Origin of the sequence: Microbacterium marinum (genome assembly GCF_014204835.1) — a bacterium.
Classification (GTDB): domain Bacteria; phylum Actinomycetota; class Actinomycetes; order Actinomycetales; family Microbacteriaceae; genus Microbacterium; species Microbacterium marinum.
Map to the genome: position 1 here is coordinate 788,874 of NZ_JACHMD010000001.1, position 25,113 is coordinate 813,986.

General features: G+C 67.1%; 37 protein-coding genes. 35 read left to right on the forward strand and 2 right to left on the reverse strand.

The features are described 5' to 3' along the window. Positions 1–134 precede the first annotated feature (134 nt). From rpsL to rplQ, 35 genes are all read left to right on the forward strand, one after another. Entirely contained in the window at positions 135–503 is a 369-nt protein-coding gene (gene rpsL / locus BKA24_RS03830; protein WP_018171438.1) for a 30S ribosomal protein S12, read from the forward strand. A gap of 5 nt (positions 504–508) precedes the next feature. Continuing rightward, positions 509–979 carry a 30S ribosomal protein S7 gene (gene rpsG / locus BKA24_RS03835; RefSeq protein ID WP_184215316.1) on the forward strand — a complete coding sequence of 157 codons (471 nt, stop codon included), beginning with the start codon at positions 509–511 and terminating at the stop codon, positions 977–979. Between the two features lie 81 nt (positions 980–1,060). After that, positions 1,061–3,175, forward strand: a complete 2,115-nt coding sequence (gene fusA / locus BKA24_RS03840; protein ID WP_184215320.1) for an elongation factor G — start codon at positions 1,061–1,063, stop codon at positions 3,173–3,175. A gap of 147 nt (positions 3,176–3,322) precedes the next feature. Then, complete coding sequence (gene tuf / locus BKA24_RS03845) at positions 3,323–4,513, forward strand: elongation factor Tu (RefSeq protein WP_184215322.1); 1,191 nt, start codon at positions 3,323–3,325, stop codon at positions 4,511–4,513. A 164-nt stretch (positions 4,514–4,677) separates the two neighbouring features. Continuing rightward, a complete protein-coding gene (locus BKA24_RS03850) occupies positions 4,678–4,893 on the forward strand; it encodes an Rv0909 family putative TA system antitoxin (protein ID WP_184215325.1) in 216 nt (71 codons plus the stop codon). 435 nt (positions 4,894–5,328) lie between these two features. Then, the gene (rpsJ, locus tag BKA24_RS03855) at positions 5,329–5,637 is read left to right on the forward strand and encodes a 30S ribosomal protein S10 (protein WP_018171443.1); all 309 of its coding nucleotides are present in this window, start codon (positions 5,329–5,331) and stop codon (positions 5,635–5,637) included. A gap of 11 nt (positions 5,638–5,648) precedes the next feature. Next, a complete protein-coding gene (rplC, locus tag BKA24_RS03860; protein ID WP_184215328.1) occupies positions 5,649–6,308 on the forward strand; it encodes a 50S ribosomal protein L3 in 660 nt (219 codons plus the stop codon). Between the two features lie 2 nt (positions 6,309–6,310). After that, entirely contained in the window at positions 6,311–6,973 is a 663-nt protein-coding gene (gene rplD, locus BKA24_RS03865) for a 50S ribosomal protein L4 (RefSeq protein WP_184215331.1), read from the forward strand. After that, positions 6,970–7,266: a 50S ribosomal protein L23 gene (gene rplW / locus BKA24_RS03870; protein WP_184215333.1), complete on the forward strand. Its 297-nt coding sequence runs from the start codon at positions 6,970–6,972 to the stop codon at positions 7,264–7,266. The genes rplD and rplW overlap by 4 nt, the downstream gene beginning before the upstream one ends. A gap of 24 nt (positions 7,267–7,290) precedes the next feature. After that, entirely contained in the window at positions 7,291–8,130 is an 840-nt protein-coding gene (rplB, locus tag BKA24_RS03875) for a 50S ribosomal protein L2 (protein ID WP_184215336.1), read from the forward strand. Between the two features lie 12 nt (positions 8,131–8,142). Then, the gene (gene rpsS / locus BKA24_RS03880; RefSeq protein ID WP_018187348.1) at positions 8,143–8,424 is read left to right on the forward strand and encodes a 30S ribosomal protein S19; all 282 of its coding nucleotides are present in this window, start codon (positions 8,143–8,145) and stop codon (positions 8,422–8,424) included. A gap of 40 nt (positions 8,425–8,464) precedes the next feature. Further along, on the forward strand, positions 8,465–8,863 hold the full coding sequence (rplV, locus tag BKA24_RS03885) for a 50S ribosomal protein L22 (protein WP_184215339.1): 399 nt from the start codon (positions 8,465–8,467) through the stop codon (positions 8,861–8,863). Then, complete coding sequence (gene rpsC / locus BKA24_RS03890) at positions 8,863–9,621, forward strand: 30S ribosomal protein S3 (RefSeq protein ID WP_184215343.1); 759 nt, start codon at positions 8,863–8,865, stop codon at positions 9,619–9,621. Before rplV ends, rpsC begins: the two co-directional genes overlap by 1 nt. Beyond that, the gene (gene rplP / locus BKA24_RS03895) at positions 9,621–10,040 is read left to right on the forward strand and encodes a 50S ribosomal protein L16 (protein WP_184215346.1); all 420 of its coding nucleotides are present in this window, start codon (positions 9,621–9,623) and stop codon (positions 10,038–10,040) included. The genes rpsC and rplP overlap by 1 nt, the downstream gene beginning before the upstream one ends. After that, the gene (gene rpmC / locus BKA24_RS03900) at positions 10,040–10,354 is read left to right on the forward strand and encodes a 50S ribosomal protein L29 (RefSeq protein WP_184215349.1); all 315 of its coding nucleotides are present in this window, start codon (positions 10,040–10,042) and stop codon (positions 10,352–10,354) included. Before rplP ends, rpmC begins: the two co-directional genes overlap by 1 nt. After that, a complete protein-coding gene (rpsQ, locus tag BKA24_RS03905; RefSeq protein ID WP_184215352.1) occupies positions 10,354–10,680 on the forward strand; it encodes a 30S ribosomal protein S17 in 327 nt (108 codons plus the stop codon). The genes rpmC and rpsQ overlap by 1 nt, the downstream gene beginning before the upstream one ends. 3 nt (positions 10,681–10,683) lie before the next feature. After that, the gene (gene rplN / locus BKA24_RS03910; RefSeq protein ID WP_184215355.1) at positions 10,684–11,052 is read left to right on the forward strand and encodes a 50S ribosomal protein L14; all 369 of its coding nucleotides are present in this window, start codon (positions 10,684–10,686) and stop codon (positions 11,050–11,052) included. A 2-nt stretch (positions 11,053–11,054) separates the two neighbouring features. Then, entirely contained in the window at positions 11,055–11,414 is a 360-nt protein-coding gene (gene rplX / locus BKA24_RS03915; protein WP_184215358.1) for a 50S ribosomal protein L24, read from the forward strand. 2 nt (positions 11,415–11,416) lie between these two features. Then, positions 11,417–12,007, forward strand: a complete 591-nt coding sequence (gene rplE / locus BKA24_RS03920; RefSeq protein WP_184215361.1) for a 50S ribosomal protein L5 — start codon at positions 11,417–11,419, stop codon at positions 12,005–12,007. Between the two features lie 133 nt (positions 12,008–12,140). Beyond that, positions 12,141–12,539: a 30S ribosomal protein S8 gene (gene rpsH, locus BKA24_RS03925; protein WP_184215364.1), complete on the forward strand. Its 399-nt coding sequence runs from the start codon at positions 12,141–12,143 to the stop codon at positions 12,537–12,539. Positions 12,540–12,545: 6 nt separating this feature from the next. After that, positions 12,546–13,082: a 50S ribosomal protein L6 gene (rplF, locus tag BKA24_RS03930; protein ID WP_184215367.1), complete on the forward strand. Its 537-nt coding sequence runs from the start codon at positions 12,546–12,548 to the stop codon at positions 13,080–13,082. 2 nt (positions 13,083–13,084) lie between these two features. Then, on the forward strand, positions 13,085–13,444 hold the full coding sequence (gene rplR / locus BKA24_RS03935) for a 50S ribosomal protein L18 (protein WP_184215370.1): 360 nt from the start codon (positions 13,085–13,087) through the stop codon (positions 13,442–13,444). After that, positions 13,441–14,124, forward strand: a complete 684-nt coding sequence (rpsE, locus tag BKA24_RS03940) for a 30S ribosomal protein S5 (protein ID WP_184215373.1) — start codon at positions 13,441–13,443, stop codon at positions 14,122–14,124. The genes rplR and rpsE overlap by 4 nt, the downstream gene beginning before the upstream one ends. Beyond that, positions 14,124–14,309, forward strand: coding sequence for a 50S ribosomal protein L30 (gene rpmD, locus BKA24_RS03945; protein WP_020098644.1), 186 nt, complete (start codon positions 14,124–14,126; stop codon positions 14,307–14,309). The genes rpsE and rpmD overlap by 1 nt, the downstream gene beginning before the upstream one ends. Beyond that, on the forward strand, positions 14,309–14,872 hold the full coding sequence (gene rplO, locus BKA24_RS03950; RefSeq protein WP_184215376.1) for a 50S ribosomal protein L15: 564 nt from the start codon (positions 14,309–14,311) through the stop codon (positions 14,870–14,872). Before rpmD ends, rplO begins: the two co-directional genes overlap by 1 nt. 101 nt (positions 14,873–14,973) lie before the next feature. Continuing rightward, the gene (secY, locus tag BKA24_RS03955) at positions 14,974–16,299 is read left to right on the forward strand and encodes a preprotein translocase subunit SecY (protein WP_184215378.1); all 1,326 of its coding nucleotides are present in this window, start codon (positions 14,974–14,976) and stop codon (positions 16,297–16,299) included. After that, entirely contained in the window at positions 16,296–16,889 is a 594-nt protein-coding gene (locus BKA24_RS03960) for an adenylate kinase (RefSeq protein WP_184215381.1), read from the forward strand. The genes secY and BKA24_RS03960 overlap by 4 nt, the downstream gene beginning before the upstream one ends. Further along, on the forward strand, positions 16,889–17,722 hold the full coding sequence (gene map, locus BKA24_RS03965) for a type I methionyl aminopeptidase (protein WP_184215384.1): 834 nt from the start codon (positions 16,889–16,891) through the stop codon (positions 17,720–17,722). Before BKA24_RS03960 ends, map begins: the two co-directional genes overlap by 1 nt. Before the next feature lie 11 nt (positions 17,723–17,733). Then, entirely contained in the window at positions 17,734–18,411 is a 678-nt protein-coding gene (locus BKA24_RS03970; RefSeq protein WP_184215387.1) for a DsbA family protein, read from the forward strand. Between the two features lie 143 nt (positions 18,412–18,554). After that, on the forward strand, positions 18,555–18,776 hold the full coding sequence (infA, locus tag BKA24_RS03975) for a translation initiation factor IF-1 (protein ID WP_017201569.1): 222 nt from the start codon (positions 18,555–18,557) through the stop codon (positions 18,774–18,776). A 66-nt stretch (positions 18,777–18,842) separates the two neighbouring features. After that, complete coding sequence (gene rpmJ, locus BKA24_RS03980; protein WP_005050492.1) at positions 18,843–18,959, forward strand: 50S ribosomal protein L36; 117 nt, start codon at positions 18,843–18,845, stop codon at positions 18,957–18,959. Between the two features lie 148 nt (positions 18,960–19,107). Beyond that, the gene (rpsM, locus tag BKA24_RS03985; RefSeq protein ID WP_184215390.1) at positions 19,108–19,482 is read left to right on the forward strand and encodes a 30S ribosomal protein S13; all 375 of its coding nucleotides are present in this window, start codon (positions 19,108–19,110) and stop codon (positions 19,480–19,482) included. Between the two features lie 34 nt (positions 19,483–19,516). Next, a complete protein-coding gene (gene rpsK / locus BKA24_RS03990; RefSeq protein ID WP_018171470.1) occupies positions 19,517–19,915 on the forward strand; it encodes a 30S ribosomal protein S11 in 399 nt (132 codons plus the stop codon). Between the two features lie 123 nt (positions 19,916–20,038). Then, the gene (locus BKA24_RS03995; protein ID WP_184215394.1) at positions 20,039–21,028 is read left to right on the forward strand and encodes a DNA-directed RNA polymerase subunit alpha; all 990 of its coding nucleotides are present in this window, start codon (positions 20,039–20,041) and stop codon (positions 21,026–21,028) included. Between the two features lie 47 nt (positions 21,029–21,075). Further along, entirely contained in the window at positions 21,076–21,672 is a 597-nt protein-coding gene (gene rplQ, locus BKA24_RS04000) for a 50S ribosomal protein L17 (RefSeq protein ID WP_184215397.1), read from the forward strand. Between the two features lie 142 nt (positions 21,673–21,814). On the opposite strand, the gene BKA24_RS15880 is transcribed toward rplQ, so the two are convergent. Both BKA24_RS15880 and BKA24_RS04010 read right to left on the reverse strand, forming a co-directional pair. Then, entirely contained in the window at positions 21,815–22,858 is a 1,044-nt protein-coding gene (locus BKA24_RS15880) for a GNAT family N-acetyltransferase (RefSeq protein WP_184215400.1), read from the reverse strand. Positions 22,859–22,912: 54 nt separating this feature from the next. Next, on the reverse strand, positions 22,913–24,898 hold the full coding sequence (locus BKA24_RS04010) for an acyltransferase family protein (RefSeq protein WP_184215403.1): 1,986 nt from the start codon (positions 24,896–24,898) through the stop codon (positions 22,913–22,915). Positions 24,899–25,113 lie beyond the last annotated feature (215 nt).

Sequence of the window (25,113 nt, forward strand, 5' to 3'; positions counted from 1 at the left end):
CCACGGCATATCCATCACCTCACAGCCCGTCGCGGTCGCGGCGTGCCGATGGATCTGTGGTGAAACCACGAACGCTGTCACCGTGCAGCACCTGTGCGAGGCGAGAGCCGAGCGCAGATCGACAAGGAGAGAACGTGCCAACCATTCAGCAGTTGGTTCGCAAGGGTCGCTCGCCGAAGGTCTCCAAGACCAAGGCGCCCGCCCTGAAGGCGAACCCGCAGCAGGCGGGTGTCTGCACCCGCGTGTACACGACCACGCCCAAGAAGCCGAACTCGGCCATGCGCAAGGTCGCCCGTGTGAAGCTCCGCAACGGCACCGAGGTCACCGCCTACATCCCCGGCGAGGGCCACAACCTGCAGGAGCACTCGCTCGTGCTGGTCCGTGGTGGTCGTGTGAAGGACCTCCCCGGTGTGCGTTACAAGATCGTCCGTGGCGCCCTGGACACCCAGGCCGTCAAGAACCGTAAGCAGGCTCGCAGCCGCTACGGCGCGAAGAAGGGTTGAGTTAGATGCCTCGTAAGGGACCCGCACCCCGCCGCGTCGTCGTCAACGACCCGGTCTACGGTGCACCGATCGTCACCCAGCTCGTGAACAAGATCCTCGTCGACGGCAAGAAGTCGATCGCCGAGGCGATCGTCTACACCGCCCTCCGCGGTGTCGAGGCCAAGAACGGCCAGGACGCCGTCGCGACGCTGAAGAAGGCGCTCGACAACGTTCGCCCCACCCTCGAGGTCAAGAGCCGCCGCGTCGGTGGCTCGACCTACCAGGTTCCCGTCGAGGTCAAGCCGCACCGCGCGAACACGCTCGCGCTGCGCTGGCTGGTCTCGTACGCGAAGGGTCGTCGTGAGAAGACCATGACCGAGCGTCTCCAGAACGAGATCCTCGACGCCTCGAACGGCCTCGGTGCCGCGGTCAAGCGCCGCGAAGACACCCACAAGATGGCCGAGTCGAACCGCGCCTTCGCGCACTACCGCTGGTAATCAGCGCCCCGGTGACCGGTCGGCACACCCCGCCGGCCGGTCACCCCGCGACCTCCGCACCACACACGTAAAGGACACCCCGTGGCACAAGAAGTGCTCACCGACCTCAACAAGGTCCGCAACATCGGCATCATGGCGCACATCGATGCCGGCAAGACGACGACGACCGAGCGCATCCTCTTCTACACGGGTGTCAACCACAAGCTGGGCGAGACCCACGACGGCGCGTCGACGACCGACTGGATGGAGCAGGAGAAGGAGCGCGGCATCACGATCACGTCCGCCGCCGTGACCTGCTTCTGGAACAAGAACCAGATCAACATCATCGACACCCCCGGACACGTCGACTTCACCGTCGAGGTGGAGCGCTCGCTCCGCGTCCTCGATGGCGCTGTCGCCGTCTTCGACGGCAAGGAGGGCGTCGAGCCCCAGTCCGAGACCGTCTGGCGTCAGGCCGACAAGTACGACGTCCCCCGCATCTGCTTCGTCAACAAGATGGACAAGCTGGGTGCCGACTTCTACTTCACCGTCGACACCATCGTGAAGCGCCTCGGCGCCAAGCCGCTCGTGCTGCAGCTCCCGATCGGTGCCGAGAACGACTTCGTCGGCGTCATCGACCTCGTCGAGATGCGCGCACTGGTCTGGCCCGGCGACGCCAAGGGTGACGTGACCATGGGCGCCAAGTACGAGGTCCAGGAGATCCCCGCCGACCTCAAGGACCGCGCCGAGGAGTACCGCCAGCAGCTGCTGGAGACGGTCGCCGAGAGCGACGAGGCCCTGCTCGAGAAGTTCTTCGGTGGCGAGGAGCTCTCGGTGGCCGAGATCAAGGGCGCCATCCGCAAGCTGACCGTCGGTGGCGAGCTCTACCCGGTTCTCTGTGGCTCCGCCTTCAAGAACCGCGGTGTGCAGCCGATGCTCGACGCGGTCGTGGACTACCTCCCCTCGCCCCTCGACGTGCCCGCCATCGAGGCGCACGACCCGAAGGACGAGGAGAAGGTCATCGAGCGTCACCCCGACGCGAACGACCCCTTCGCGGCTCTCGCGTTCAAGGTCGCGGTGCACCCGTTCTTCGGTCGCCTGACCTACATCCGCGTCTACTCGGGTCACCTCGACTCGGGTGCGCAGGTCATCAACTCGACCAAGGGCAAGAAGGAGCGCATCGGGAAGATCTTCCAGATGCACGCCAACAAGGAGAACCCGGTCGAGTCGCTCACCGCGGGCAACATCTACGCCGTCATCGGTCTGAAGGACACCACCACCGGTGACACCCTCGCCGACCCGGCCGAGCCCGTCGTCCTCGAGTCGATGACGTTCCCCGAGCCCGTCATCGAGGTCGCGATCGAGCCCAAGACCAAGGCCGACCAGGAGAAGCTGGGTCTTGCGATCCAGAAGCTCGCCGAAGAGGACCCGACCTTCCGCACCGAGCTCAACCCCGAGACCGGTCAGACGGTCATCAAGGGCATGGGCGAGCTGCACCTGGACATCCTCGTCGACCGCATGAAGCGCGAGTTCCGCGTCGAGGCGAACGTCGGCAAGCCCCAGGTCGCGTACCGCGAGACGATCAAGAAGACCGTTGAGCGTCACGACTACACGCACAAGAAGCAGACCGGTGGTTCGGGTCAGTTCGCCAAGATCCAGTTCGGCATCGAGCCGCTCGAGGTCACGGCCGACAAGACGTACGAGTTCGAGAACAAGGTCACCGGTGGCCGCATCCCGCGCGAGTACATCGAGCCCACCAACCAGGGCTTCCAGGACGCCATGCAGGTCGGCGTGCTCGCCGGCTTCCCCATGGTGGGTGTGAAGGCGATCCTGACCGACGGTGCATCGCACGATGTCGACTCGTCCGAGATGGCGTTCAAGATCGCCGGCTCCATGGGCTTCAAGGAGGCCGTCCGCAAGGCCGGTCCCGTGCTGCTCGAGCCGCTGATGGCCGTCGAGGTGCGTACGCCCGAGGAGTACATGGGCGACGTGATCGGCGACCTGAACTCCCGTCGTGGCCAGATCCAGTCGATGGAGGACGGCGCCGGCATCAAGATCGTCCGCGCCCTCGTTCCGCTGTCGGAGATGTTCGGCTACATCGGCGACCTGCGCTCGAAGACCTCGGGCCGCGCCGTCTACTCGATGGAGTTCGACAGCTACTCCGAGGTCCCGCGCGCGGTGGCCGACGAGATCGTGCAGAAGACCAAGGGCGAGTAACACCGCCTTTACGGATGCCGGGGGCCAGGCTCCCGGCATCCGCCCAAACTGAATATCGACACGTCAACTACACTGACAACATCCCCGTAGAAACCCGGTCGCAATCCAGCGCCCGGGTGACTACACGACAGTCCTGAGGAGGACCCAGTGGCCAAGGCCAAGTTCGAGCGGACCAAGCCGCACGTCAACATCGGAACGATCGGTCACGTCGACCACGGCAAGACCACGCTCACCGCTGCCATCTCGAAGGTGCTCGCCGACAAGTTCCCGTCGGCCACCAACGTGCAGCGTGACTTCGCGTCGATCGACTCGGCTCCCGAAGAGCGTCAGCGTGGTATCACGATCAACATCTCGCACGTCGAGTACGAGACCCCGAAGCGTCACTACGCACACGTCGACGCCCCGGGTCACGCTGACTACATCAAGAACATGATCACCGGTGCTGCCCAGATGGACGGCGCGATCCTCGTGGTCGCCGCCACCGACGGCCCGATGGCTCAGACCCGTGAGCACGTTCTGCTCGCCAAGCAGGTCGGCGTGCCGTACCTGATGGTCGCGCTGAACAAGGCCGACATGGTCGAGGACGAGGAGATCCTGGAGCTCGTCGAGCTCGAGGTCTCGGAGCTCCTCGCATCGCAGGGCTTCGCTGAGGACGCTCCGGTCGTCCGCGTCTCGGGCCTCAAGGCTCTCGAGGGCGACGAGAAGTGGGTCCAGTCGATCCTCGACCTCATGGACGCCGCGGACGAGAACATCCCCGACCCCGTGCGTGACAAGGACAAGCCCTTCCTCATGCCGATCGAGGACGTCTTCACGATCACCGGTCGTGGAACGGTCGTCACCGGTCGCGCCGAGCGTGGCACCCTCGCCATCAACTCCGAGGTCGAGATCGTCGGCATCCGCCCGACGCAGAAGACCACGGTCACGGGTATCGAGATGTTCCACAAGCAGCTCGACGAGGCCTGGGCCGGCGAGAACTGTGGTCTGCTCCTCCGCGGCCTCAAGCGCGACGACGTCGAGCGTGGCCAGGTTGTCGTGAAGCCGGGTTCGGTTACGCCGCACACCAACTTCGAGGGCACTGCCTACATCCTCTCGAAGGAGGAGGGTGGCCGTCACAACCCCTTCTACACGAACTACCGCCCGCAGTTCTACTTCCGTACCACGGACGTGACCGGCGTCATCTCGCTGCCCGAGGGCACCGAGATGGTCATGCCCGGTGACACCACGGACATGACGGTGGAGCTCATCCAGCCCATCGCCATGGAAGACGGACTCGGCTTCGCGATCCGTGAGGGTGGCCGCACCGTCGGCGCCGGCACGGTGACCAAGATCATCAAGTAAGTCCTTCGGACTCACCGACAGGGGTCGGGCCTTCGGGCCCGGCCCCTTCGTCGTCCGTGAGGCAGGTACCCGCCTCGCGCAAGGGGTGGGCGCGATCCGCGGGTCGACCTAGACTGACGGCGCCGGGCGATCGCGCGGCGGAAGACACGGAAGAAGGAAGACCCATGGGTATCGACGACGTGGTCAACAAGGGCAAGGATTTTCTCGAGCAGCACAAGGACCAGATCGACAAGACGCTGAAGTCCGAGCAGGCCGAGGGTGTCAGTGACAAGGTCCTCGATGCCGCTGCGGAGTTCGTCAAGAAGGTCGCGCCCGACTCCGTCGACGCCAAGGTCGACGACGTGCGCGACAACGTCGACCGCCGGATCGGCAACGAGTAAGACTCTTCGACAGGGGCTGGATGCCGCGGCATCCAGCCCCTTCGTCATGTCTGGGCGAACGGGCTCGTCGCCCGAAACGACGCGCGACACGCCCGGGTTTGCGACACGCCCGACGGGCACGTAGACTGTACAGGTTCCACATTCCTGCGCGCATGCGCGGGATCACTGCCAGGGCAGTGCATAGGCGGCGGCACCTCTTCAGGGAAGGTGCTCGGACCTAGGCCGCGGGCAGCAGAACACCACAATCCCACCCCCACCCCGGAAACGGATCCGCACGCGTGCGTTCGGGGGAACGGATGCCGCGGGTCGCCCCGCGGATTGACATCAAAACAGCGGTGCCGCATCCCTCGCCTCACGGCGGGGAGAAGTGCCCGGCGCGTAAGCGCCCCGTGCGTCCAATGCCCTCGAGGTAAGACGCGAGAAAGAGAGTGAACAATGGCGGGACAGAAGATCCGCATTCGCCTGAAGTCGTACGACCACGAGGTCATCGACTCGTCGGCTCGTAAAATCGTCGACACCGTGACCCGTGCGGGCGCGACGGTCGTGGGCCCGGTGCCCCTTCCGACCGAGAAGAACGTGATCGCTGTGATCCGTTCGCCGCACAAGTACAAGGACAGCCGCGAGCACTTCGAGATGCGCACCCACAAGCGCCTCATCGACATCATCGACCCGACGCCCAAGGCCGTCGACTCGCTGATGCGCCTCGACCTCCCGGCTGACGTCAACATCGAGATCAAGCTCTGAGGTCGATCATCATGGCTGACATCAACACCAAGGTTTCCAAGGGCCTGCTCGGCACCAAGCTCGGCATGACCCAGGTCTGGGACGAGAACGGCAAGCTCGTTCCCGTCACCGTCATCGAGGTCGCCCCCAACGTGGTGACCCAGGTCCGCACGCCCGAGCGTGACGGCTACAACGCGGTTCAGATCGCGTACGGCCAGATCGACCCGCGCAAGGTCAACAAGCCGCAGACGGCCCACTTCGAGGCTGCCGGCGTGACCCCTCGCCGCCACCTCACCGAGGTGCGCACGGCGGATGCCGCTGACTACTCACTCGGTCAGGAGCTCACCGTCGACGCCACCTTCGAGGCCGGCCAGCTGGTCGACGTCGTCGGCACCAGCAAGGGCAAGGGCACCGCGGGTGTCATGAAGCGCCACAACTTCAAGGGCGTTTCGGCATCGCACGGTGCGCACCGCAACCACCGCAAGCCCGGTTCGATCGGCGCATCGTCGACCCCGAGCCGCGTCTTCAAGGGCATGCGCATGGCCGGCCGTATGGGTGGCGAGCGCGTGACCGTCCTCAACCTCACGGTGCACGCCGTCGACGCCGAGAAGGGTCTGCTGCTCGTCAAGGGCGCCGTCCCCGGTGCTCGTGGCCGCATCGTCTACGTCCGCAACGCAGTGAAGGGTGCCTGATCATGGCTGACTCGACTCTCGCGCTCGACGTCCTGAAGGCAGACGGCAAGAAGGCTGGCTCCGTGGAGCTGCCCGCCGCGCTGTTCGACGTCAAGACGAACATCCCCCTCATCCACCAGGTCGTCGTCGCGCAGCTCGCGGCGGCTCGCCAGGGTACCCACTCGACCAAGCGTCGCGGTGAGGTCTCCGGTGCCGGCCGCAAGCCCTTCAAGCAGAAGGGCACGGGTAACGCCCGTCAGGGCTCGATCCGCGCGCCGCACATGACCGGTGGTGGCATCGTGCACGGCCCCAAGCCGCGCAACTACTCGCAGCGCACCCCCAAGAAGATGATCGCCGCCGCCCTGCTGGGCGCGCTCAGCGACCGTAACCGCGGTGGCCGCCTGCACATCGTCGACTCGTTCGGCATCGAAGGGGCTCCCTCGACCAAGGCTGCCGCCACGGTCCTGGCCTCGCTCGCGCCGACCAAGAACGTCCTGGTCGTCATCACCCGTGACGACGAGCTGAGCATCAAGAGCGTCCGCAACCTCGCGTACGTGCACGTGCTGACGTTCGACCAGCTCAACGCATACGACGTGCTCGTCTCGGACGACATCGTCTTCACCAAGGCCGCCTACGACGCGTTCGTCGCTGCGAAGGCCGGCGCCACCGAGGAGGTCTCGGCATGACCGTCAACAAGGACCCGCGCGACATCATCCTGAAGCCGGTCGTCTCCGAGAAGAGCTACGGGCTCATCGACGAGGGCAAGTACACGTTCCTCGTGGACCCCCGTGCCGACAAGACCGAGATCAAGCTCGCCATCGAGAAGATCTTCGGTGTCAAGGTCGCTTCGGTGAACACGCTGAACCGCCCGGGCAAGACCCGCCGCACCCGCTTCGGCACCGGTAAGCGCAAGGACACCAAGCGCGCCATCGTGACCCTGAAGTCGGGCACCATCGACATCTTCACGGCCGTCGGCTGACAGCTGGGATAGAGGACTAGAGACATGGCTATTCGCAAGTACAAGCCCACGACCCCGGGTCGCCGCGGTTCGTCGGTCGCCGACTTCGCCGAGATCACCCGATCGACGCCCGAGAAGTCGCTCCTTCGCCCGCTGGCGAAGACCGGCGGTCGCAACAACCAGGGCCGCATCACGACGCGTCACATCGGTGGTGGCCACAAGCGCCAGTACCGCGTGATCGACTTCCGTCGCAACGACAAGGACGGCATCAACGCCAAGGTCGCTCACATCGAGTACGACCCCAACCGCACCGCGCGTATCGCGCTGCTGCACTACTTCGACGGCGAGAAGCGGTACATCCTCGCCCCGAACAAGCTGTCGCAGGGTGACATCGTCGAGTCGGGTGCCGGCGCCGACATCAAGCCCGGCAACAACCTGCCGCTGCGCAACATCCCCACCGGTACCGTGATCCACGCGATCGAGCTCCGTCCCGGCGGCGGCGCGAAGATGGCGCGTTCGGCCGGTGCGTCGGTCCGCCTCGTCGCAAAGGACGGCCCCTACGCCCAGCTGCGTCTGCCCTCCGGCGAGATCCGCAACGTCGATGCGCGCTGCCGCGCGACCATCGGCGAGGTCGGCAACGCCGAGCAGTCGAACATCAACTGGGGCAAGGCCGGCCGCAAGCGCTGGAAGGGCGTCCGCCCGACCGTCCGTGGTGTCGCCATGAACCCGGTCGACCACCCGCACGGTGGTGGTGAGGGTAAGACCTCCGGTGGTCGTCACCCCGTCACTCCTTGGGGCCAGGCTGAGGGTCGTACCCGCCACCCCAACAAGGAAAGCGACAAGTTGATCGTTCGCCGTCGCAACGCCGGCAAGAAGCGGAAGTAGGAGTAGAGGAAGATGCCTCGCAGCCTTAAGAAGGGCCCCTTCGTCGACGAGCACCTGCTTCGCAAGGTCGTCTCGCAGAACGAAGCCGGCACCAAGAACGTCATCAAGACCTGGTCGCGTCGTTCGATGATCATCCCGGCCATGCTGGGTCACACGATCGCCGTGCACGACGGACGCAAGCACATCCCCGTGTTCGTGTCCGAGACCATGGTCGGCCACAAGCTGGGCGAGTTCGCGCCCACCCGCACCTTCCGCGGCCACGAGAAGGACGACAAGAAGGGTCGTCGCCGCTAAGGCGGTGGCGCTCTCAGAGAGAGGAAGAGGAGGAGAACAAATGGTGGAATCCATCGCACGCGTGAAGCACATCCGCGTGACCCCTCAGAAGGCTCGTCGTGTCGTCGCGCTCATCAAGGGCAAGCAGGCTCAGGAGGCTCTCGCCATCCTGAAGTTCGCTCCCCAGGGTGCCAGCGAGCCGATCTACAAGCTCGTCGCCTCGGCGGTCGCCAACGCTCGCGTGAAGGCCGACAAGGACAACGAGTTCCTGGACGAGCAGGACCTGTACGTGGCCAACGCGTACGTCGACGAGGGCACGACGCTCAAGCGTTTCCAGCCCCGCGCTCAGGGTCGCGCGTTCCAGATCAAGAAGCGCACCAGCCACATCACGGTTGTGCTCTCGACCCCCGTGGTCGCGGAGTCGGCTGCGGCTGCCAAGGACAAGAAGGCGAGCAAGTAATGGGACAGAAGGTCAACCCGTACGGCTTCCGCCTCGGCATCACCACCGACCACGTGTCGCGCTGGTTCTCGGACTCCACCAAGCCCGGACAGCGTTACGCCGACTACGTGGCCGAGGACGTCAAGATCCGTCGTCTCCTGACGACGTCGCTCGACCGTGCCGGCGTGAGCAACATCGAGATCGAGCGCACGCGTGACCGCGTTCGCGTCGACATCCACACCGCCCGCCCGGGCATCGTGATCGGCCGCCGCGGCGCCGAGGCCGAGCGCATCCGCGCCGACCTCGAGAAGCTCACCGGCAAGCAGATCCAGCTGAACATCCTCGAGGTCAAGAACCCCGAGGCCGACGCTCAGCTGGTCGCGCAGGGCATCGCCGAGCAGCTCTCCGCACGTGTGGCGTTCCGCCGCGCGATGCGCAAGGGTCTGCAGGGCGCTCAGCGTGCCGGTGCCAAGGGCATCCGCATCCAGGTCTCCGGCCGCCTCGGCGGCGCCGAGATGAGCCGTTCGGAGTTCTACCGCGAAGGCCGTGTGCCCCTGCACACCCTGCGCGCGAACATCGACTACGGCTTCTACGAGGCGAAGACCACCTTCGGCCGCATCGGCGTGAAGGTCTGGATCTACAAGGGCGACCTCACCAACAAGGAGCTCGCTCGCGAGCAGGCCAACGCGCCCAAGTCGGACCGTCGTCGTGACGACCGTCGTGGCCCGCGCAACGACCGTCGCAACGAGGCCCCCGTCGCAGAAGGAGCGTCTGCCTGATGCTTATTCCCCGCAAGGTCAAGTACCGCAAGCAGCACCACCCGAAGCGCGACGGCGCCGCCACCGGCGGTACCAAGGTCAGCTTCGGTGAGTTCGGCATCCAGGCCCTCACGCCCGCTTACGTGACCAACCGTCAGATCGAGTCCGCTCGTATCGCCATGACGCGTCACATCAAGCGTGGCGGAAAGGTGTGGATCAACATCTACCCCGACCGTCCGCTCACGAAGAAGCCGGCCGAAACCCGCATGGGTTCCGGTAAGGGTTCGCCCGAGTGGTGGGTCGCCAACGTCAAGCCGGGTCGCGTCCTCTTCGAGGTCGCGGGCGTCAACGAGGAACTCGCTCGTGAGGCCCTGACCCGTGCCATCCACAAGCTGCCCCTGAAGGCACGCATCATCAAGCGCGAGGAGGGCGACGCGTAATGGCTGTCGGCACCAAGACGCTCGCCCCGAGCGAGCTGGACACGTTCGAAGACCAGCGCCTCGTGGAGGAGCTGCGCAAGGCCAAGGAAGAGCTGTTCAACCTGCGCTTCCAGTCGGCCACCGGCCAGCTCGAGAGCCACGGCCGCATCCGTGCGGTCAAGCGCGACATCGCGCGGCTCTACACCGTCATCCGTGAGCGCGAGCTCGGCATCCGTGCCACGCCCGCTCCGGTCGAGACGGCCACCAAGGCGAAGAAGACCAAGGCCAAGAAGGCGGATGCCGCTGACGAGGCCGTGAAGGAAGAGGCCGAGTGATGGCTGAGAAGAAGGCAGCTGCCGCTGAGGTCGCCGGCCACGAGTCGGCCGCCCACGATGTCCGTGACGAGAACGCCCGCGGTTACCGCAAGGCGCGTCGTGGCTACGTCGTCAGCGACAAGATGGACAAGACCATCGTCGTCGAGGTCGAGGACCGCGTGAAGCACCCCCTCTACGGCAAGGTCATCCGCCGCACGTCGAAGGTGAAGGCTCACGACGAGCAGAACACCGCCGGCATCGGCGACCTCGTCCTCATCAACGAGACCCGTCCGCTCAGCGCCACCAAGCGCTGGCGCCTGGTCGAGATTCTCGAGAAGGCGAAGTAAGAAATGATCCAGAACGAGTCTCGCCTCAAGGTCGCCGACAACACCGGCGCCAAGGAGCTGCTCACCATCCGCGTGCTCGGCGGCTCGAACCGCCGTTACGCCGGTGTCGGTGACATCATCGTGGCGACCGTCAAGGACGCGATCCCCGGCGGAAACGTCAAGAAGGGCGATGTGGTCAAGGCCGTCATCGTCCGCACCGTCAAGCAGACCCGTCGTCCCGACGGGTCGTACATCAAGTTCGACGAGAACGCCGCCGTCATCCTGAAGAACGACGGGGAGCCCCGCGGCACCCGCATCTTCGGACCGGTCGGTCGTGAGCTTCGTGACAAGAAGTTCATGAAGATCGTCTCGCTCGCCCCGGAGGTCATCTGATCATGGCGAACATCAAGAAGGGTGACCTGGTTCAGGTCATCAGCGGCCGCAAGCAGGACAAGGGCGGCGACCGCGGGAAGCAGGGCAAGGTCCTCGAGATCCTGGTCGAGCAGAACCGCGTCGTTGTGGAGGGCGTGAACTACGTCACGAAGCACACCCGCGTCGGCCAGTCGCAGCGCGGCACCAAGACGGGCGGCATCGAGACGATGGAAGCCCCGATCCACATCTCCAACGTGGCGCTGGTCGACCCGTCGACCAAGAAGCCGACCCGTGTCGGCCACCGCGTCGAGGAGCAGACGAAGGACGGCGTCAAGCGCACCGTTCGCGTCCGCTACGCCAAGAAGAGCGGCAAGGACCTCTGAATATGAGCAACGCAACTGCCGCGGTGGCTGGCAAGATCCAGCCCCGCCTGAAGCAGAAGTACCAGGGCGAGATCAAGAAGGCCCTGCAGGACGAGTTCGGCTACGCCAACGTCATGCAGATCCCCGGTCTCGTCAAGGTCGTCGTCAACACCGGTGTCGGTGAGGCTGCGCGCGACAGCAAGGTGATCGATGGTGCGGTCGACGACCTCACCAAGATCACCGGCCAGAAGCCCGTCGTCACCAAGGCCCGCAAGTCCATCGCGCAGTTCAAGCTGCGCGAGGGCCAGGCCATCGGCGCCCACGTCACCCTCCGTGGTGACCGCGCATGGGAGTTCGTCGACCGTCTCGTCAACCTGTCGCTGCCGCGCATCCGCGACTTCCGCGGCCTGTCGCCGAAGCAGTTCGACGGCAACGGCAACTACACGTTCGGCCTGCAGGAGCAGTCGGTCTTCCACGAGATCGACCAGGACAAGATCGACCGCGTCCGCGGCTTCGACATCACGATCGTCACTTCGGCGAAGACGGATGCCGAGGGTCGGGCGCTCCTGAAGCACCTCGGCTTCCCGTTCACCGCGACGGACGCCCAGGCGTAATCCGATAGAATCGATCGTTCGGCCTCGGGGCGTGCTCCGGGGCCGAACGAGCGCACAACTGAATATCGCAACTCATAGAAGGTCGGCTGTCGTGTAACGGCATCCGAAACCTCATGACAAAAGGACAACACTCATGACGATGACAGACCCGGTCGCAGATCTGCTGACCCGTCTGCGCAACGCGAACTCCGCGCACCACGACTCCGTCGCGCTGCCGAGCTCCAAGCTCAAGACCCACATCGCCGAGATCCTCCAGGCGGAGGGCTACATCTCCGGCTGGGAGGTCTCCGACGCCCGTGTCGGCCAGACCCTGACCCTCACGCTGAAGTACGGCCCGAACCGCGAGCGGTCGATCGCCGGCATCAAGCGCGTCTCGAAGCCGGGTCTCCGCGTGTACGCGAAGTCCACCGAGCTCCCCAAGGTCCTCGGCGGCCTGGGTGTGGCGATCCTGTCCACCTCCTCTGGCCTCCTCACGGACCGCCAGGCTGAGCAGAAGGGCGTCGGCGGGGAAGTCCTCGCCTACGTGTGGTGATCTGACATGTCGCGTATTGGACGACTTCCCATCGACATCCCCTCCGGCGTGACCGTCACGGTCTCCGGCCAGGACGTCGCTGTCAAGGGCCCCAAGGGCGAGCTCGCGCTCACCGTTGCACGGCCCATCGAGGTTGCGGTCGAGGAGAACCAGGTTCTCGTCTCGCGTCCCGACGACGAGCGCGAGTCCCGCGCTCTCCACGGGCTCACCCGCACCCTGATCAACAACAACATCATCGGCGTGACGCAGGGCTACACCAAGGGCCTCGAGGTCGTCGGCACCGGTTACCGCGTCGCTCAGAAGGGCACGGCGGTCGAGTTCGCACTCGGCTTCTCGCACCCCGTTCTGGTCGAGGCCCCCGAGGGCATCACGCTCACGGTCGAGGGCAACAACAAGGTCACCGTCGCCGGTATCTCGAAGCAGGCCGTCGGTGAGGCCGCCGCCAACATCCGCAAGATCCGCAAGCCCGAGCCGTACAAGGGCAAGGGTGTGCGGTACGCGGGCGAGGTCGTGCGCCGCAAGGCCGGAAAGAGTGGTAAGTAACCATGGCTCTGAAGAGCAAGTCCGACGCCCGTTCGCGTCGTCACGCCCGTCTTCGCAAGAAGATCGTGGGCACCGAGTCGCGTCCGCGCCTCGTTGTGACCCGCTCCGCCCGTCACGTCTTCGTCCAGCTGGTCGACGACAGCAAGGGCTTCACCGTGGCATCCGCTTCGACCCTCGAGGTCGACCTGCGCTCGTTCGACGGTGACAAGACCGCGAAGGCACGCAAGGTCGGCGAGCTCGTGGCCGAGCGCGCCAAGGCCGTCGGCGTCTCCGACGTCGTGTTCGACCGTGGTGGCAACCGCTACGCGGGCCGCGTCGCAGCGATCGCCGATGGCGCTCGCGAAGGAGGTCTGAACCTGTGACCGAGAACAAGGAGAACGAAGTGACTGCGACCGAGCAGCCCACCACGGCTGCCGCAGAGGCACCCGCCGAGCGCGAGCGTGAGCCGCGCCGCGGTGGTCGCGAGCGCAGCCAGACCCGCGGAGACCGCAACTCGCGCGACCGCGGCGACAACCAGTTCCTCGAGCGCGTCGTCACGATCAACCGCGTGTCGAAGGTCGTCAAGGGCGGTCGTCGCTTCAGCTTCACGGCGCTCGTCGTCGTGGGCGATGGCAACGGTCTCGTCGGCGTCGGCTACGGCAAGGCGCGTGAGGTCCCCCTCGCCATCTCGAAGGGTGTCGAAGAGGCCAAGCGCAACTTCTTCCGCGTGCCCCGCGTCGGCTCGACCATCCCGCACCCCGTGCAGGGTGAGGCCGCCGCTGGTGTGGTGCTGCTGCGTCCGGCCGCTGCCGGTACCGGTGTTATCGCCGGTGGCCCGGTCCGCGCCGTGCTCGAGTGCGCCGGTATCCACGATGTGCTGTCGAAGTCGCTCGGCTCGTCGAACACGATCAACATCGTGCACGCGACCGTCGAGGCGCTGAAGCAGCTCGAGGAGCCCCGTGCGGTTGCCGCGCGCCGTGGCCTGGACTTCGACCAGGTCGCCCCTGCTCGTCTGGTCCGTGCCGAGGCCGAGGCTGCCAAGGCTGCGAAGGTTGGTGCATGATGGCCGCCCGTCTGAAGGTGACCCAGGTCAAGTCCAAGGTGAGCGAGAAGCAGAACCAGCGTGACACGCTGCGTTCGCTCGGTCTGAAGCGGATCAACGACTCCGTCGTTCGTCCCGATGACGCGCAGACGCGCGGTTACATCAAGACCGTCGCGCACCTCGTGAAGGTTGAGGAGATCGACTGATGGCTGAGAAGAAGGACGAGACGGCTGAGGCCGTCGCCGCTCCCGCGAAGAAGCCCGCTGCCAAGAAGGCAGCACCCAAGGCGGCTGCGAAGCCCGCCGCCAAGAAGGACGCCCCGGCCTCGCGCCCCGGCGTGCTGAAGGTCCACCACCTGCGCCCGGTCCCCGGTGCCAACGTCGCCAAGACCCGTGTCGGTCGCGGTGAGGGCTCCAAGGGTAAGACCTCGGGTCGCGGTACCAAGGGAACCAAGGCCCGCTACCAGGTCAAGGTCGGCTTCGAGGGTGGGCAGATGCCCCTCCACATGCGTACGCCGAAGCTGCGCGGGTTCAAGAACCCGTTCCGCGTCGAGTACCAGGTGGTCAACCTCGACAAGCTCGCCGAGCTGTACCCGACCGGTGGCGACGTCACCGTGGGTGACCTCGTCGCGAAGGGCGCCGTTCGCAAGAACGAGAAGGTCAAGGTGCTCGGCACCGGCGACATCTCGGTCGCGCTGACGGTGTCGGTCGACAAGGTCTCGGGTTCTGCCGAGCAGAAGATCGTCGCCGCGGGCGGTTCGATCAAGTAATCGCGTCGGCAGGGGCCGGAGGATCACCTCCGGCCCCTGTTGCCGTATGTTGGAATGCGGCGCGCCCCGACGCGCCCGGCATCCCACTGGAGGAAATCCCCTTGTTCAGCGCCATCGCGCGGGTCTTCCGCACTCCGGATCTGCGTCGGAAGATCGGCTTCACGCTCGGCATCATCGCGATCTACCGCTTCGGCGCGCACATCCCGACGCCGTTCGTCGACTTCCCGAACGTCCAGTCCTGCCTCGCGCAGTCGGGTTCGACCGAGGGCCTGCTCTCGCTCGTGAACCTCTTCTCGGGCGGCGCCCTGCTGCAGCTGTCGATCTTCGCGCTCGGTGTGATGCCCTACATCACCGCGACGATCATCGTGCAGCTCCTGCGCGTCGTGATCCCGCACTTCGAGACGCTGTACAAGGAGGGCCAGGCCGGTCAGGCCAAGCTCACCCAGTACACGCGCTACCTCACCATCGCCCTCGCGCTGCTGCAGTCGACCACGCTGGTGACCGTCGCCCGTTCGGGCCAGCTCTTCGGCATCACCGGCATCGCCGAGTGCGAGCAGCTCCTCACCGACGAGGCCTGGTGGGCGCAGCTGCTCATGATCGTGACGATGACCGCCGGCACCGGCCTCATCATGTGGATGGCCGAGCTCATCACCGAGCGCGGCATCGGCAACGGCATGTCGCTGCTCATCTTCACCTCGATCGCCGCGACCTTCCCGTCGGCGCTCTGGGCCATCGCGGTCGCCCGCAGCTTCGAGATCTTCCTCCTCGTGCTCGCCGTCGGCATCGTGACGGTCGCCCTCGTCGTCTTCGTCGAGCAGTCCCAGCGCCGTGTGCCCGTGCAGTACGCCAAGCGCATGGTCGGGCGTCGCACCCTCGGCGGCACGAACACGTACATCCCGATCAAGGTCAACATGGCCGGCGTCGTGCCCGTCATCTTCGCCTCGTCGCTGCTGTACATCCCCGCCCTCATCGCGCAGTTCAACGCGAACCCGGCGGCGGATGGCTCTGTGCCCGAGTGGGTCTCCTGGATTCAGACGAACTTCACCACCGGTGACCACCCGCTGTACATGGCGGTGTACTTCCTCCTGATCATCGGGTTCACCTACTTCTACGTCGCGATCACGTTCAACCCGGTCGAGGTCGCCGACAACATGAAGAAGTACGGCGGGTTCATCCCCGGCATCCGTGCCGGTCGCCCCACGGCCGAGTACCTCGACTACGTGCTGACGCGCATCACGCTGCCCGGCTCGATCTACCTCGGCCTCATCGCTCTGCTTCCGCTCATCGCGCTGGCGACGGTCGGTGCCAACCAGAACTTCCCGTTCGGCGGCGCCTCGATCCTCATCATCGTCGGTGTCGGTCTCGAGACCGTGAAGCAGATCGACGCCCAGCTCCAGCAGCGACACTACGAAGGACTCCTGCGATGACGTCGACTCCCGCTCGCCTCCTGATCATCGGGCCCCAGGGCTCCGGCAAGGGCACCCAGGGTGCCCGCATCGCAGAGGCGCTCGGGATCCCGGCGGTCTCGACCGGCGACGTGTTCCGCGCGAACGTCAAGGAGGGCACCGAGCTGGGCCTGAAGGTCAAGGCGATCATCGACGCCGGCGATCTGGTTCCCGACGAGCTGACCAGCGAGATCGTGCGTGATCGTCTCGAGCAGGCGGATGCCGCGGCAGGGTTCCTGCTCGACGGGTACCCGCGCAACCTCGGTCAGGTCGGCGACCTCGACGCGTTCCTCGACGCCCGCGGCGAGCCGCTGACGGCCGTCATCGAGCTCTCGGTGCCGCGCGAGGAGTCGATCTCGCGCCTGTCGCTGCGCGCGAAGGAGCAGGGTCGTGCCGACGACAACGAGGAATCGATCGCCAAGCGTCTGGCCATCTACGAGTCGGAGACGGCGCCGATCCTCGACGTGTACCGCGAGCGCGGCGTCGTCGACGAGATCGATGGGGTGGGCTCGCTCGACGAGATCACCGAGCGCATCGTCGCGGCCCTCGCCGCGCGCGGCATCACCGCCTGATGGCTTTCCGCCGCTCCCTGTACAAGACGCCCGCGCAGCTTCGCGCGATGGTCGAGCCCGGGCTCATCACCGCGGCCGCCCTCGACGCTGTCCGCCCGGCGGCCGTCGCGGGCGCGTCGACCCTCGAACTCGACGCGATCGCCCACGACGTCATCGTCTCGCGCGGCGCGGAGTCGAACTTCCAGCTCGTGCGCGGGTACCGTCACACCACGTGCATCTCGGTCAACGAGCAGGTGGTGCACGGCATCCCGGGGGAGCGGATCCTCCAGCCCGGCGACATCGTCTCCATCGACTGCGGCGCGCAGTTCCGCGGCTGGAACGGCGACTCGGCGATCACCCTCGTCGTCCCCGACCCGAACCGGCCCGAGCTGGTCGCCGCCCGTCAGCGCCTCTCCGAGGTGACCGAGGGTTCGCTGTGGGCCGGCATTGCCGCGCTCGCCTCCGCGTCGCGCGTCGGTGAGATCGGCGACGCCGTGCAGACGCACATCGAGGCGTCGGGGGAGGGGTACGGCATCCTCCGCGACTACGTCGGGCACGGCATCGGCCGCAAGATGCACGAGGGGCCCACGGTCTTCAACTACCGCGTCGCCGATCTCGGGCCCGAGGTGCGCCCCGGCCTGTGTGTCGCGATCGAGCCGATGGTGGTCGGCGGCGATGAGGCGACCCTCGTCGAGGACGACGACTGGACGGTCTCGACCGTGGACGGCAGCGACGGCTCCCATTGGGAACATAGCGTCGCGGTGCACGATGGAGGTATCTGGGTCCTGACCGCCGCGGACGGCGGAGCCGCAGGACTCGCCGCGTTCGGTGTCACACCCGTTCCGATCGACTGAGGGGTACGAGCATGACCGCGGCTGCGGGGAAGACGAACTGGTTCGCCGTCTGGGTCAGCGTGGCGGTGGTGGCCGTTCTGGCCGTCGTCGTCGGACTGGTCGTCTGGATGAACAACAGCGCGAGCGCGCCGGGTCCCGTCCCCGCCTCGAGCGGCATCGATCAGGAGACCGGGGCGATCACCTTCGGCGACGGACCCGACACGGTCGCCACCTGGGTCGACTTCATGTGCCCCTACTGCGGTCAGTTCGAAGAGACCGAGGGCAAGACGATCGCCGAGCTCGTCGACGACGGCAGCGTGACCCTCGAGGTGTACCCCGTGTCGATCCTCGACCGCCTCTCGCAGGGCACCGAGTACTCGAGTCGTGCCGCCTCGGCGATGTACGCCGTCGCCGACGCCGACCCCGAGAACGCCTACTCCTTCTTCCGCGCCCTGTTCGAGGAGCAGCCGGCCGAGCAGACCGCCGGCATGACCGACGAGGAGCTCGTGCAGCTGGCGAAGGATGCCGGTGTGGATGTGACCGCTGATCTCGAATCGGCGATCCTCGACCACGAGTTCATCGAGTTCGCGAAGTCGCAGGAGCTGCCGGAGGGCGCGTCCGGAACGCCGACCCTGAAGGTCAACGACGAACTGGTGCAGGTGACGTTCGACCCCGAGGTCGACATCCTCGCCAACCTCACCTCGCAGTGACGCCGAATCCGACGCGCCCGAGTGGCGGGTCGGGAAAATATCACGTACACTGAATCTTTGGTGCCTTGCGCCTTTCTCGGCGTGTCACCGACACATCCCCACCCACCGCAGACCGACCGGTCTGCACAACTGTAAGCGAGCGTATGGCGAAGAAAGACGGTGTCATCGAGATCGAAGGTGTGATCTCCGAGGCTCTGCCGAACGCGATGTTCCGCGTCGAGCTGAGCAACGGTCACAAGGTCCTCGCCACGATCTCCGGCAAGATGCGGCAGAACTACATCCGCATCATCCCCGAGGACCGCGTCGTCGTGGAGCTGTCGCCCTACGACCTCACCCGCGGTCGCATCGTCTACCGCTACCGCTGAGACCGGTCGAGAAGTAACGCCCCGTGCCGTCAGGCGCGTCGGCGAAGACAGCGAATCAGGAAAATCATGAAGGTCAACCCCTCCGTCAAGCCCATCTGCGACCACTGCAAGGTCATCCGCCGCCACGGTCGCGTCATGGTCATCTGCAAGTCGAACCCGCGTCACAAGCAGCGCCAGGGCTGATCGGATGCCGCGTCCGCGCGGCCCCGCAGGCTCATAACTCAATACACACAACGGCAGGATCAGAACCCGCACTGCGGGGGACACCTCGGGTCGGAGGCCCGGGCACCGATCCTGCTCCACACCTCCACCGACTCCTAGGAGACATCGCATGGCACGTCTTGCCGGCGTTGACATCCCGCGCGACAAGCGCGTGGTGATCGCCCTCACCTACATCTACGGCATCGGCCGTACCCGCTCCGTCGAGATCCTCGGCTCCACCGGAATCGACGAGTCGATCCGCGTCAAGGACCTCACCGACGAGCAGCTCGTGGCCCTCCGCGACCACATCGAAGGCACCTACAAGGTGGAGGGTGACCTTCGCCGCGAGGTCGCCGCTGACATCCGCCGCAAGGTCGAGATCGGCTCGTACGAGGGCATCCGCCACCGTCGTGGCCTCCCCGTGCGCGGTCAGCGCACGAAGACCAACGCGCGTACCCGCAAGGGTCCCAAGCGCACCGTCGCCGGCAAGAAGAAGGCGCGCTAAAGCGCGGCCGCCACAGGTTTAGGAGAACACGCACATGGCACAGGCCAAGTCCGCAGCGCGCAAGCCGCGCCGCAAGGAGAAGAAGAACATCGCGCTGGGCCAGGCCCACATCAAGTCGACGTTCAACAACACGATCGTTTCGATCACCGACCCGTCGGGCGCCGTCATCAGCTGGGCCTCCTCGGGTGGCGTCGGCTTCAAGGGCTCGCGCAAGTCGACCCCGTACGCCGCCGGCATGGCCGCCGAGTCCGCTGCGCGTCAGGCGCAGGAGCACGGCGTCAAGAAGGTCGACGTCTTCGTCAAGGGCCCCGGCTCGGGCCGCGAGACCGCGATCCGTTCGCTGACGGCCGCCGGCCTCGAGGTGGGCTCCATCCAGGACGTCACCCCCCAGGCTCACAACGGCTGCCGCCCCCCGAAGCGTCGCCGCGTCTGATCGCTTTTCACGGATGCCGGTGAGCTGCGCAGCACTGCGCGGCCCCGGCATCCCGGACACAACTCAACACCTCTTGTAACTGCACGTGTCATATAGCGGTCACGTGACTGAAAGGAACACATAGTGCTCATTGCACAGCGTCCCACTCTGACCGAGGAGAAGATCGGCGAGTTCCGGAGCCGGTTCGTCGTCGAGCCCCTCGAGCCGGGCTTCGGCTACACGATCGGCAACGCGCTGCGTCGCAGCCTGCTGTCGTCGATCCCGGGTGCCGCGGTCACCAGCATCCGCATCGACGGCGTGCTGCACGAGTTCAGCACGGTCCCCGGTGTGAAGGAGGATGTCACCGAGATCATCCTCAACATCAAGCAGCTGGTGGTTTCGAGCGAGCGCGACGAGCCCATCACGGCGTACCTTCGCAAGACCGGCGCCGGTGAGGTCACCGCCGCCGACATCTCGGCTCCCGCCGGTGTCGAGGTGCACAACCCGGAGCTCGTCATCGCGACGCTCAACGACTCGGCGAAGTTCGAGCTCGAGCTGACGATCGAGCGTGGCCGTGGCTACGTCTCGGCGACGCAGAACCGCAACGAGTACGCCGAGGCCGGTCAGATCCCCGTCGACTCGATCTACTCGCCCGTCCTCAAGGTCAGCTACCGCGTCGACGCCACCCGTGCCGGTGAGCGCACCGACTTCGACAAGCTCATCCTCGATGTCGAGACCAAGCCCTCGATCACCCCCCGCGACGCTGTCGCGTCGGCCGGTCGCACGCTGGTCGAGCTGTTCGGTCTCGCCCGCGAGCTGAACGTCGAGGCCGAGGGCATCGAGATCGGCCCCGCGCCGGTCGCCGAGGTCATGACCAACGAGCTGTCGATGCCGATCGAGGACCTCGACCTGTCGGTCCGGTCGTACAACTGCCTCAAGCGCGAGGGCATCAACACGGTGTCCGAGCTCGTCGCCCTGTCGGAGACGCAGCTCATGAACATCCGCAACTTCGGCCAGAAGTCGGTCGACGAGGTGCGCGACAAGCTCGTCTCGCTCGGGCTGTCGCTGAAGGACTCGGTTCCCGGGTTCGACGGCGCGCACTTCTACGGCGGCTACGACGACGAGACCGTCTGACCTACGCCGGTCCGACCGACTGATCTTTTTCACCAGGAGTAACTGACATGCCCAAGCCCACGAAGGGTGCCCGCCTCGGCGGCGGCCCCGCCCACGAGCGCCTGCTGCTTGCGAACCTCGCCGCTGCGCTGTTCACCCACAAGTCGATCACCACGACCGAGACCAAGGCCAAGCGCCTGCGTCCGTTCGCGGAGCGTCTGGTCACGTTCGCCAAGCGCGGCGACCTGCACGCCCGTCGTCGTGTGCTGTCGGTCATCGGCGACAAGTCCGTCGTGCACGAGCTCTTCGCCGAGATCGCGCCGCTGGTCGCCGAGCGTGAGGGTGGCTACACCCGCATCACGAAGGTCGGCAACCGTAAGGGTGACAACGCGCCCATGGCCGTGATCGAGCTCGTTCTCGAGCCCGTCACCCCGAAGGCGAAGTCGTCGAAGAAGGCTGCTGCCGCCGCTCCGGCCGCTGCTGCGCCGGCTGCTGACGAGACCGCTGCGGACGAGACCGCTGCCGACGAGACCGCGACCGAGGCTCCGGCCGAGGAGACGGCCGCGACCGAGGCTCCGGCCGAGGATGCTGCGGCTGACGCCGGTGCCGAGTCGCCCGAAGAGGGTGCCGCGGCTGAGGCTGCTGCCGAGGACGCCGCCAAGTAAGACTCCCTCTCTGAGGGAACTCAGGGCCCGCCCCCGTTTCGGGGCGGGCCCTCTCTCGTGCCTGGAGCTGCTGCGACTGCGGCGAAGCAGCGGGTCGGCGCGCCGGTCGTCGGGCGTGCGCCTGTGGCTGGGGTCGCCGGTCTCAGAGACGGCGGACGAGGGCGACGTCTCGCTCGGTGAACGCGAAGCCGAGGCCTTCGTAGAGCGTGTTCGCGCCGGTGGGGGAGTCGGTGTCGACGTCGAGGACGGCCTTTTCGAGGTTCGCGTCGGCGATCGCTCGGAGCGCGGCGGACACGACGAGGGGCGCCAGCCCACGCCGGCGGTGCGAGCGGATCACACCGATCAGGTCGATGTACGCGTGGCTCGCCCCCAGCGCCGCGAAATCGTCTTCGTTGACCGAGGCGAGGCAGAAGGCGACGATCGTGCCTTCGGCATCCACCGCCATGCGGGAGAGATCGGGACGGAAGAAGTCTCCGCCCACGAACTGCTGCCACCGCTCCGGGTTGGAGGGGAGGCTGCCCCAGTGGTCGCGGAACGCGTCGTTGCGGGCGGCCAGAGCGTCGCTGTCACGGGCGCGGTCGTAGGTCACCACGGTGATGCCCTCGGGCGTCGTGACATCGGGCAGCGCGTCGCCGAGGTCGCGGACCATCGTCGAGAACCAGCGCTCGGGAACGTACGACAGCCGCTCGGCGATCGCGACGTGGCCGAGGTTGTCCTCGCGGGCGTAGACCTTCAGCAGGCCCTCGGATCCGCCGCCTTCCAGGGCGACTGCCGCTGTGGCGACCTGCTCGGCACCGCGGGCGTCGAGCCAGCGCAGCAGCGCACCGCCGATGCCGCGTCGACGCCAGTCGGGGTGGACGGCGTCGCCGATGTCGACCGAGAGCTTGCCGTCGACCCGGGAGGGATGCAGCATCGCGGTGCCCGCGGCTACCAACTCGCCGCCGGGCGCGATCGCGACGAGGGTGTCGCGTCGGGCGTCGACGTGGCTGAGTTCGAAGATGTCGGCGATGTCCTGTCGGGGGGTGATCCACGTCGGGTGATCGATGGCGTCGGATGCCGCGAACACGGCGTGGATCGCGTCGATGTCGTCGGTCGTGGCGGCACGCCACTCCGTGATGTCGGGGTGCTGCGGGGCGGTCGGAGCGACCGGGCGGCCGACGCGGTCGGAGAGGCGGGAGCTGGTCACGTCGCCATATTACGCGCGCGGTATGTAGTGCCGGGGGTCTCGAGACGGCGTTGGTCAGCGCTTGTCGCCGAAGACCTCGCCGACCGACCACTGGGCGAGCTCGACGCGGTACTGCAGTTCGGCGCGTTCGTTCTCGACGCCGTTGATCGTCTCCTCGACGGTGTCGGCGAAGATGCGACCGCCTGCGCCGCCGGGATGGATCTTGTCGCCGGCGAGCAGGTCCGCGTGGGGTCGGATCGCCCCCGACCAGTCGGCGACGACGACGCCCGGCGTCTTCGCCGCGAAGCGGTCGATCGTGCGGTTCACGCCCGGGATCCAGTCGCGCGGGGCGAACGCCGTGACGAGGACGAGGGTCCGCTTCGGTCCGATGTCCTCCCGCAGCCGTTTCAGGTCGTCCGGGTCGACGGCGCCGTTCGTGCCGAGCCCCACGACGACGTAGTCGCGCAGCCGGTCGCGCTCGGCGAGCCGCGCGACGATGTCGGCGCCCGTCGACATCGACCGGGAGACCTTCGCGTCGACGTCGATGCCCGGCATCCCCTCGAGAAGGCTCGGGGCCGAGGCGAGCATGACGGAGTCGCCCACCGCGGTCACGCGCGCACCGGCGACCTGCGCGGGTGCAGGAGGTGCGGGGCGTCCGTCGGGGGCGACGCAGAGCCCGTCGTCGTCGGAGAGGTTCGCCGTAGCGCACTCCGGCGGGAGCGGGGCGGCGTCGCGGCGGATCGCCGCCCCGGGCAGGGTCGCGCCGGGTGAGGACGAGGTGGATGCCGCGTCGAGCGCGTACTGGCCGCGCGCGACGACCGACTCGCTCGAGCCCATGTCGGGGGCGTGGGCGACCGCCGCGGTCGTCCCCGCGACCACGAGGGCGCCGGCCGCGACGCCGGCGGTCGCGGCGGCGCGGCGTGTGGGCCGGCCGCGGAGGGCTCGGTCGAGCGCGCGTGCCGAGCCGCGGAGTCCGCGCCGGCGCACCGGCTGCTCGACGAACCGGTACGACAGCTCCGTCGCGATGAGGGTGAGGATGAGCGAGAGCGCGCCGATCTCGAGCGGGACGGCCACGTCGGGGGAGCTGCCGGTGGTGGCGTAGGTGAGCAGCACCACGAGCGGCCAGTGCCACAGGTAGAGGCCGAACGAGCGTTCGCCGATCCACCGCATCGTCGCGACGTCGAGCGCCCGGCCGAGCCATGCGCCGGGGCGGACGGCCGCCGCGATTGCGACGACCGTGAGCGCGGATGCCGCGACGAGCAGCCACGGGAAGGCGACGGCATCCGAGGGGGAGGGCAGGAGCGCGAGGGCGACAAGGGCCGCGACCGCCAACGCGCCGACGGCGCCGGGGACGCCGCGGGTGCGCGAGGCGGGACGGACGAACGCGAGCGCGACTCCGAGGAGCAGCCCGTACGCGTGCGTGTCGGTGCCGTAGTAGACGCGGGTGACGCCGTCGCCGACGAGGACGGCGGCCCAGACGGCGGATGCCGCGGCCAGCGCGACCGCGAACGCGACGCGCCACCGGCGCAGCAGCAGGACGGCGGGTAGGAGCAGCGGCCAGAGCAGGTAGAACTGCTCCTCGACGCCGAGCGACCAGAGGTTGCGGAGGAGCTCGGGGGAGGTGGAATCGAAGGAGCCCGCGCCGAAGTATGCGGAGCCCGAAGCGATCGCGACCCAGTTGTACGCGAAGGTGGCAGCGCCGGCGATCTGGGTGCCGAGGCCGACGAGGACGTCGCCGCCGACCATCCACGCGAGGCTCGCGCAGACGAGCACCATGACCGCGATCGCAGGGAGCAGGCGCCTCGCCCGGCGGCGCCAGAACGCGCCGAGCGCGATGCTGCCGGTCTCGTCGCGTTCGCGCAGGAGCAGCGTCGTGATGAGGAAGCCGGAGATGACGAAGAACACGTCGACGCCGACGAATCCGAGCGGCAGGGTCGCGGCGCCGGGCATCCCGTCCCGCCCGGGGAGGGCGGGGAAGAGGTGGTAGACGACGACGAGCAGAACGGCGACGGCGCGCAGGCCGTCGAGCCCTGCGAGGCGCGCGGAGGGGGGACGTGTCATGGCAAAAAGTGGCGGGTTCGGTGGGGGCCGAAGGGCGCGGTCTGGGGGGAGACGCGCGGGCGATGGGGGTCGCGGCATCCAGTGTAGGTCGGTGTTCCGGAGAGTCCGGTGAGCGACCCCTGGCAACGGCACGATCACGGGCCTGCCGCGGCGGGTCGGAGCGCGGTACCGTGGAGGAAGACACCGACCGCGCCGCTGATGGCTCCGCGATCCGG

Coding starts and splice junctions, on each gene's coding strand:
- rplE (WP_184215361.1), top strand. CDS start 11,417: ATGAGCAACGCAACTGCCGCGGTGGCTGGCAAGATCCAGCCCCGCCTG.
- rplF (WP_184215367.1), top strand. CDS start 12,546: ATGTCGCGTATTGGACGACTTCCCATCGACATCCCCTCCGGCGTGACC.
- rplC (WP_184215328.1), top strand. CDS start 5,649: ATGGCTGACATCAACACCAAGGTTTCCAAGGGCCTGCTCGGCACCAAG.
- rplP (WP_184215346.1), top strand. CDS start 9,621: ATGCTTATTCCCCGCAAGGTCAAGTACCGCAAGCAGCACCACCCGAAG.
- BKA24_RS04010 (WP_184215403.1), bottom strand. CDS start 24,898: ATGACACGTCCCCCCTCCGCGCGCCTCGCAGGGCTCGACGGCCTGCGC.
- rplV (WP_184215339.1), top strand. CDS start 8,465: ATGGTGGAATCCATCGCACGCGTGAAGCACATCCGCGTGACCCCTCAG.
- rplB (WP_184215336.1), top strand. CDS start 7,291: ATGGCTATTCGCAAGTACAAGCCCACGACCCCGGGTCGCCGCGGTTCG.
- rpmC (WP_184215349.1), top strand. CDS start 10,040: ATGGCTGTCGGCACCAAGACGCTCGCCCCGAGCGAGCTGGACACGTTC.
- rpsS (WP_018187348.1), top strand. CDS start 8,143: ATGCCTCGCAGCCTTAAGAAGGGCCCCTTCGTCGACGAGCACCTGCTT.
- rplR (WP_184215370.1), top strand. CDS start 13,085: ATGGCTCTGAAGAGCAAGTCCGACGCCCGTTCGCGTCGTCACGCCCGT.
- rpsK (WP_018171470.1), top strand. CDS start 19,517: ATGGCACAGGCCAAGTCCGCAGCGCGCAAGCCGCGCCGCAAGGAGAAG.
- rplD (WP_184215331.1), top strand. CDS start 6,311: ATGGCTGACTCGACTCTCGCGCTCGACGTCCTGAAGGCAGACGGCAAG.
- rpsH (WP_184215364.1), top strand. CDS start 12,141: ATGACGATGACAGACCCGGTCGCAGATCTGCTGACCCGTCTGCGCAAC.
- BKA24_RS03850 (WP_184215325.1), top strand. CDS start 4,678: ATGGGTATCGACGACGTGGTCAACAAGGGCAAGGATTTTCTCGAGCAG.
- rplW (WP_184215333.1), top strand. CDS start 6,970: ATGACCGTCAACAAGGACCCGCGCGACATCATCCTGAAGCCGGTCGTC.
- BKA24_RS03960 (WP_184215381.1), top strand. CDS start 16,296: ATGACGTCGACTCCCGCTCGCCTCCTGATCATCGGGCCCCAGGGCTCC.
- infA (WP_017201569.1), top strand. CDS start 18,555: ATGGCGAAGAAAGACGGTGTCATCGAGATCGAAGGTGTGATCTCCGAG.
- rpsQ (WP_184215352.1), top strand. CDS start 10,354: ATGGCTGAGAAGAAGGCAGCTGCCGCTGAGGTCGCCGGCCACGAGTCG.
- rplX (WP_184215358.1), top strand. CDS start 11,055: ATGGCGAACATCAAGAAGGGTGACCTGGTTCAGGTCATCAGCGGCCGC.
- rpsG (WP_184215316.1), top strand. CDS start 509: ATGCCTCGTAAGGGACCCGCACCCCGCCGCGTCGTCGTCAACGACCCG.
- map (WP_184215384.1), top strand. CDS start 16,889: ATGGCTTTCCGCCGCTCCCTGTACAAGACGCCCGCGCAGCTTCGCGCG.
- rpsJ (WP_018171443.1), top strand. CDS start 5,329: ATGGCGGGACAGAAGATCCGCATTCGCCTGAAGTCGTACGACCACGAG.
- BKA24_RS03970 (WP_184215387.1), top strand. CDS start 17,734: ATGACCGCGGCTGCGGGGAAGACGAACTGGTTCGCCGTCTGGGTCAGC.
- rplQ (WP_184215397.1), top strand. CDS start 21,076: ATGCCCAAGCCCACGAAGGGTGCCCGCCTCGGCGGCGGCCCCGCCCAC.
- rplN (WP_184215355.1), top strand. CDS start 10,684: ATGATCCAGAACGAGTCTCGCCTCAAGGTCGCCGACAACACCGGCGCC.
- rpsC (WP_184215343.1), top strand. CDS start 8,863: ATGGGACAGAAGGTCAACCCGTACGGCTTCCGCCTCGGCATCACCACC.
- rplO (WP_184215376.1), top strand. CDS start 14,309: ATGGCTGAGAAGAAGGACGAGACGGCTGAGGCCGTCGCCGCTCCCGCG.
- rpmD (WP_020098644.1), top strand. CDS start 14,124: ATGGCCGCCCGTCTGAAGGTGACCCAGGTCAAGTCCAAGGTGAGCGAG.
- rpsM (WP_184215390.1), top strand. CDS start 19,108: ATGGCACGTCTTGCCGGCGTTGACATCCCGCGCGACAAGCGCGTGGTG.
- rpmJ (WP_005050492.1), top strand. CDS start 18,843: ATGAAGGTCAACCCCTCCGTCAAGCCCATCTGCGACCACTGCAAGGTC.